At 42.6% G+C, this 6,374-nt stretch carries 9 protein-coding genes; 5 read left to right on the top strand and 4 right to left on the bottom strand.

All coding sequences use genetic code 11. The annotated features are described in order from the left end of the window. Positions 1-265: 265 nt before the first annotated feature. The 5 genes from ACH0QE_RS04340 to ACH0QE_RS04320 all read left to right on the top strand — a co-directional run bounded on the left by ACH0QE_RS04340 (position 266) and on the right by ACH0QE_RS04320 (position 4,225). On the top strand, positions 266-844 hold the full coding sequence (locus tag ACH0QE_RS04340; RefSeq protein WP_415799467.1) for a sulfurtransferase TusA family protein: 579 nt from the start codon (positions 266-268) through the stop codon (positions 842-844). Positions 845-859: 15 nt separating this feature from the next. Beyond that, a complete protein-coding gene (locus tag ACH0QE_RS04335; protein WP_214776434.1) occupies positions 860-1,249 on the top strand; it encodes a DsrE/DsrF/DrsH-like family protein in 390 nt (129 codons plus the stop codon). A gap of 27 nt (positions 1,250-1,276) precedes the next feature. Continuing rightward, positions 1,277-2,398, top strand: coding sequence for an MBL fold metallo-hydrolase (locus ACH0QE_RS04330; RefSeq protein WP_415799466.1), 1,122 nt, complete (start codon positions 1,277-1,279; stop codon positions 2,396-2,398). A gap of 122 nt (positions 2,399-2,520) precedes the next feature. Beyond that, positions 2,521-3,951, top strand: a complete 1,431-nt coding sequence (locus ACH0QE_RS04325; protein WP_415799465.1) for a bifunctional metallophosphatase/5'-nucleotidase — start codon at positions 2,521-2,523, stop codon at positions 3,949-3,951. Between the two features lie 46 nt (positions 3,952-3,997). Beyond that, on the top strand, positions 3,998-4,225 hold the full coding sequence (locus tag ACH0QE_RS04320) for a hypothetical protein (protein WP_415799464.1): 228 nt from the start codon (positions 3,998-4,000) through the stop codon (positions 4,223-4,225). A gap of 76 nt (positions 4,226-4,301) precedes the next feature. Here ACH0QE_RS04320 and ACH0QE_RS04315 read toward each other — a convergent pair whose 3' ends face one another. The 4 genes from ACH0QE_RS04315 to ACH0QE_RS04300 form a co-directional block, all read right to left on the bottom strand. Further along, positions 4,302-4,889, bottom strand: a complete 588-nt coding sequence (locus tag ACH0QE_RS04315; RefSeq protein WP_415799463.1) for a peroxiredoxin family protein — start codon at positions 4,887-4,889, stop codon at positions 4,302-4,304. After that, positions 4,886-5,491 (bottom strand): hypothetical protein, encoded by a 606-nt coding sequence (locus ACH0QE_RS04310; protein WP_415799462.1) that lies wholly within the window; start codon positions 5,489-5,491, stop codon positions 4,886-4,888. Before ACH0QE_RS04310 ends, ACH0QE_RS04315 begins: the two co-directional genes overlap by 4 nt. Then, positions 5,488-5,901 (bottom strand): OsmC family protein, encoded by a 414-nt coding sequence (locus tag ACH0QE_RS04305; protein WP_415799461.1) that lies wholly within the window; start codon positions 5,899-5,901, stop codon positions 5,488-5,490. The genes ACH0QE_RS04310 and ACH0QE_RS04305 overlap by 4 nt, the downstream gene beginning before the upstream one ends. A 68-nt stretch (positions 5,902-5,969) precedes the next feature. Beyond that, the coding region (locus ACH0QE_RS04300) for a sensor histidine kinase (RefSeq protein ID WP_415799460.1) at positions 5,970-6,374 on the bottom strand (405 nt) is incomplete at its 5' end.

Genomic DNA, 6,374 nt, shown 5'->3' with positions numbered 1-6,374 from the left:
TTCAAGTATGCAATCAGTGTGAACCCAGTGAGTTACATTCCATGGTTAAGCAGGAACGGATACGCCAATCCCCCTTATCCAAATACCTTTTTTGGCAAAGAATAAGCATGAAACAGCAGCCAAGGCAAAATGGTTGCTGTTTTTTTTTATCTTTTTTACAATATACGCATAGTTTTTACCGTAGAGGGTATAAAAACTAGTGAGTATTTTTGCAGTATGGATTCCGCGAATTCATAAATACTAATGATTAGGAAGGGGGATTACTATGTCAATTTCTGCGGATAAAGTACTGGACGCAAAGGGACTTGCTTGCCCGATGCCGATTGTCAAAACAAAGAAAACCATGAATGAATTGGAGCCAGGGCAGGTCATCGAAGTGCAGGCTACTGACAAAGGGTCAACGACAGACCTAAAAGCATGGGCTGAAAGTACAGGCAATCAATACCTCGGTACAATAACTGAAGGAGATGTGCTTAAACACTATCTTCGTAAGGCTAGTGAAGAAGAACTAAACAATGACTCACCTCATCCCCACACAGCTTCACTTGAAGATGTGCTGGCAAAGCTTGAGGGGAATGAAAAAATAACGATTCTTGATGTCAGGGAATCAGCTGAATACGCTTTTGGGCATATTCCGAATGCTAAATCGATTCCACTTGGAGAGTTAGAGCAGCGTTTCAATGAACTGGATCCTGAAGAGGATGTATATATCATTTGCCGCTCCGGCTCAAGAAGTGACATGGCAGCAAAGAAGTTGTCTGAAAAAGGATTCAAAAAAACAATTAATGTCGTTTCGGGAATGAAGGACTGGACAGGCCCTACCGAAACTTCAGTTGAAAAATAGGGAGGAACCAAAAAAATGAAAGTAGCTATTATCGCCTCTAACGGCGGAATGTTCGACGCATACAAAGTATTCAATATCGCAACTGCGGCAGCAGCAACAGACGCAGAAGTAGGAATCTTCTTTACGTTTGAAGGTTTGAACCTGATCCATAAGGAAGCGCACAAGCAACTTCCTATGCCTGCAGGAACTGAACATTTCCAGGAAGGTTTCGCAAGAGAAAACGTTCCTCCAGTAGAACAGCTTGTTGAAATGGCAGCGGAAATGGGTGTCAAAATGATTGCCTGCCAAATGACAATGGATGTAATGTCTCTTGAAAAAGACCAGTTTGTTGAAGGAATCGATGTGGGCGGAGCTGCTTCATTCCTTCACTTCGCAAGCGATGCTAACATTACATTGACATTCTAAAAATCAAAGCATAACAGGAGGAATTAAATGGTAAAGACAATCTCAGCAAAAGAATTAGCGCAAAAAGTCATCAACCATGAAGACCTGTTTATCCTTGATACTAGAAATACAGACGACTTCGATGATTGGAAAATTGAAGGCCGCAATGTAAAAGTCCATAACACGCCGTACTTTGACCTGCTTGAAGGTGTTGATCCGGTAAAGGATGTTTTGCCTAAAGATCAGGAGATTTATGTCGTATGCGCAAAGGGTGGATCGTCCGAGTTTGTTGCCGAGCAAATTGAAGAGGCGGGCTACAGCAATGTCTACTCTATTGAAGGCGGCATGAAAGCCTGGAGTGAACATTTAGAGCCTGTGAAAATAGGTGATCTAAAAGAGGGCGGTTCTCTTTACCAGTTTGTCCGTATCGGGAAAGGATGCCTTTCCTACCTCGTTGAATCAAATGGCGAGGCTGCAATTATCGATACAAACCGGATGATTGAACAATATGAAGAGTTCATGTCAGGTAAGGACTACAAGTTAGTTGCCTTGCTTGATACACACCTTCATGCTGACCATATTTCGGGTGGAAGAAAGCTAGCTGAAAAAGTGGGAGCTAAATATTACCTCCCGCCTAAAGATGCTGAAGAAGTAACATTCCAATATGAACCTCTTCAGGATGGCGATGAAATCAAGGTTGGAAACACCGTAATCCGTTCAGTGTACTCTCCGGGTCATACAATCGGAAGTACTTCTTTCATCATTGATGACCAATATTTATTGACTGGTGACATTCTGTTCATCGACTCAATTGGACGCCCTGACCTAGCCGGATTGGCTCAGGACTGGGTAGGAGACTTGAGGAACACTTTATACAAACGATATAAAGAACTTGCGGATGAACTACTTGTTCTGCCAGCTCACTATATGGGAATCAATGAAATGAATGATGACGGCAGCGTTTCTGAAAAACTTGGTGTCCTGTACGCCGAGAATCACGGTTTGCAAATCGACAGTGAAGATACATTCAGGAAAACAGTGACCGAGAATCTTCCGCCGCAGCCTAACTCCTACCAGGAAATCAGGCAGATGAATATGGGTAAAATCAACCCGGATATCGAAGAGCAGCGAGAAATGGAAATCGGACCAAACCGTTGTGCAGTAAGATAATCATGAAGGAGTGCCTTATGTAAGGTACTCCTTTTGTATATAAGGAAAAAGGCTTTTTCCATAAGCTTCATGCCAATCAGGACGCTTATTGAAACAGCTTTAACAATGGAGGAGAGGATACTATGACTAAGTTGACAATTATCCAGCAAAACGATACACATGGGAGCCTGGATCTCCATCATGAATTATTTTGGAAAGACAACAAACCAGAACTGCGTAAAACAGGTGGATTGCCGAGGATTGCGAAGTATATAAGAGATCTTAAATCTGATGCTGGAAATTTTCTCTTCCTGGATGGAGGAGACCTGTTTCATGGGACACTTCCTTTAGTAGCGTCTAAAGGCGAAGCAATTTTACCAGCATTGGAAAAAATAGGGCTGGATGGCTGGGTCCCTGGAAACTGGGATTTCGCCTACGGAAAAGAGCAATTGTCTTCTCTGGTAAAATCATTGCCTTTTCCCTCTGTCGCCTGCAACGTAAGAAATCAAGAAACAAATGAATCGTTTATGAAGCCCTTTATCATCAAGGAGCTTGAAGGCGTCAAGGTCGGTATAATTGGACTGACCTATCCATATGTCGATGAGACTATGCCTGAAAGCTTCTCAAAAGGCCTTGCGTTTTCTAGAGGTGTGGAGGAAACGCGTGATTGTGTGGAAGAGTTAAAGGATCAGGTAGACCTAATTGTGTTGTTAAGCCATATGGGGCTCCCTCTTGATGTAGAGCTGGCAACCCTAGTAGATGGCATTGATATAGTTTTGTCGGGGCACAGCCATGACAGGGTAGAAGAGGCGATCACCGTCAATGATACACTTGTCGTCCAAGCTGGTTCAAGTGCATCATTCCTAGGAAAACTGGATATTACCCTTGAAGGCGGAAGGATGGAGGATTATCGATACGAACTAGTGGCAATTGATGAAAGCTTCCCAGAGGATGAGGAAATGGCGGGAATCATTGCTGATATATTAGAGCCATACAGTAAGGAAAGGGGCAATATCTTCGGGAAGACAGATTCGATTTTACACAGAATGACCTTGAATGAAGCACCGATGGACCAATTGATCACAGATGCCTATCTTCATGCCTCTAATAGCGATTTGGCATTCTCGCATGGGTGGAGGTATGGTACCCCAGTTCCTGCAGGGGATATAACCGAGTATGACCTGCATACTATCATTCCTACGAACCCGGAAATGTTTACACTCGAAATGACCGGAGAGCGCCTGATGAATGCCCTCGAGAAGAATCTGGAGATGGTGTTCTCAAGAGACCCTTTCAAGCAAAAAGGTGGATATATACTGAGGGCCTCTGGATTATTCATGTCCTTCAAGCCATACAATCCGGAAGGAAACAGGATACAAAAGCTGCTCGTTGGCGGACAGGAGATCGATCTGAAAAAGAAATACAAGGTTGCGGGGGCCGGCAAGCAGCTGTTTAAAGGTGCTGAAGCAGATAAAACCTATCATGGTGTCCATGCAGTTGATGTTATTAAGCAGTTTTTGAAAGAAAAAGGGACTTTCAAAGCCGCTGAAGAACAGAAAATCCTGAGCACCTAGAAATCCATTGGTTTAATGGACATTTCGAAGGCGAAGGAGCGCCAAAATGTCCAAGAAAGAGGGTTTAATGAACATTTCGAAGGCGGAGGAGCGCAAAATGTCCAAGAAAGAAGGTTTAATGGACATTTCGAAGGCGGGGAGCGCCAAAATGTCTAAGAAAGAAGGTTTAATGGACATTTCGAAGGCGGAGGAGCGCCAAAATGTCCAAGAAAGAGGGTTTAATAGACATTTCGAAGGCGAAATAAAGTCAAAATGTCTTAGAAGGAGTGTTTAATGGACATTTCAAACTCTGAGCGGCCTTAAATTGTCCATTAAACACAAAAAAAGTCGCGGCCAATGCCGCGACTTCTTTACTTAACACCAGTAAGGTCCTTCATCATTTTCTCATCCATAGGGCCGACAATTTTCTTTAGAATAACGCCGTTTTCATCAAGTATATAGCTGGTTGGGATGGTGAATGCCTGGTAGGTCGTTCCGGTGTATCCCTCTTCATCCATAGGAATCGTAAAGGTCAAACCGTACTCCTCAACGAATTTTTTGACTTCATCCTCACCTTTATCCATATTGGTCAGGTTGACAGCGAGTATTTCTATGCCTTGATCATTGTATTCTTCGTAGAAATTTTGCATATGCGGCATTTCGGCCTTACATGGTGGGCACCATGTTGCCCAGAAGTTCAATATCACTTTTTTGCCGCGATAATCAGATAGCTTGATTGTTTTTCCATCAAGAGTATTCAACTCAAAATCAGGTGCCTCAGCGCCTTCGCGCAACGAAGACAGCTTCGCGCCTGGAATATCCTCTGTTGTTTCTACAGAATCGCCTGCTGGTGCTGTTGTGTTCTTTTCACTTTCTGTTGATCCCGGTTTCCAGATATTCACGACAAGAATGACAACAGCCAGTGCTAAAATCGCAAATGATAAAAGATTTTTATTCAATGCTGAATTTCCTCCTTATTAAAACGCTGAAAGATAATTAAGTAAATTCCGAGTGCGAAAATCAATAGATTTTCCACAGAGAGCATATCAGAAAAAAGGCTAAGTATTAGTGCTTCAAGCATCAAAAACAAGATTGCATACTCAGCAGTAAGCTTAATGTTTTTTAAGTAAAACAAAATGAAGCCTAATAAAAGGACGACCTGTATCATAGCTGCGAGAAAGTCCTGTGAAAACGCAAATAACCCTGTCCAATACAGTAAAAAGAAAATAAAGTACACAGGCAGATACTCCTTGATGGTGCTGCCCTTTTTCCTTGTAAGCCAATATAAATAGAGTGCGATCCCGATATAGGCAAGAATCTGGCCTTCTGTACCGCCATTAAAGTAGAGAAGGGAGAATGGAGTATCAATGAACAGTTTAAAATTGAAAAGTAGATAGCTGAGTTTATACACCGCTATGTAAAGGAAGAAGCTGTTCCAATACCAATCATCGATACTCTTTTTCTCCCTGGCCCGGTATATCAGGGCTCCGATAAAAATGGCAGCAAATGCTGCAAGCAAATCTGCAGGCAGCGTGAATCTGCCGAAAGTTATATAGTTCAAGCAACATCACCTTTTTTTGGCTGGTCTGGCGTGAACTCAATCTGATAAGCGATGTCGATACTTTGTATTACAGATTGGATCATGCCGCAATTTTTCAGGACAAGTCCGGCAAGCTTTTCAGCTTGATCAGCCTTGTCAATAGTATCTGTCTGAACACTTACATTGAAGATCAGCTGTTCAATCCGGTTTGCCTCTTCCGGATTCCTGCTTGCTGACACTTGTACGTCAATTCTTTTATAGTCTATTCTCTTCTTAATAAGAATATTTGCGAGCACCGAGGTGCTGCATCCAGTTAAAGAGGACACGAACAGCTCCATAGGCCTGTAGCCCATCTCCGTATTCGGAGATATTGGCAGGAATCCATATTCAAGCTGGCCAATTAGTTTTTCATTATAATACGTAAATTCCATCACAATCGCTCCTTTTGTACGAAAACATCATTTACCGTCCAGTATGTAATCGCATTGTTAAGGATTGATTAAGATTTTTGGTGGATTGGAATCGTTATCCAAAATGTGTGATTATGCCCATCTGTATCAACGCCGATGTTCCCTTGATGGGCGTCAATAATACTTTTTGCGATGGCAAGTCCGAGTCCTGCACCATCAGCCTTGGTGCTGCGGGATTCTTCCACCCTGTAAAATCGTTCGAAAATGAGTTCTTTCATATCCGGGTCAATATATTTCCCCTGGTGGGAGAAAGTGATTTTGTACACCTTACCATCAGGCAGTGCAGAGATCGAAATGTTCCCGCCAGTATCATAATCAATGATATTTTGCAGGAGATTGGATAGGACTTGCTTTAAACCGTCTTCATGGCCAAAAATGGGTGCATGTTCTAAATGCTGATTGACTGTTTCAAATTTGTTCGATAACTTTAGCTG

The organism is Mesobacillus sp. (genome assembly GCF_047739415.1).
Lineage (GTDB): Bacteria > Bacillota > Bacilli > Bacillales > Cytobacillaceae > Mesobacillus.
The sequence above is the reverse complement of the archived record's forward strand: the minus strand, read 5'-3'. Positions and strand labels throughout refer to the sequence as shown.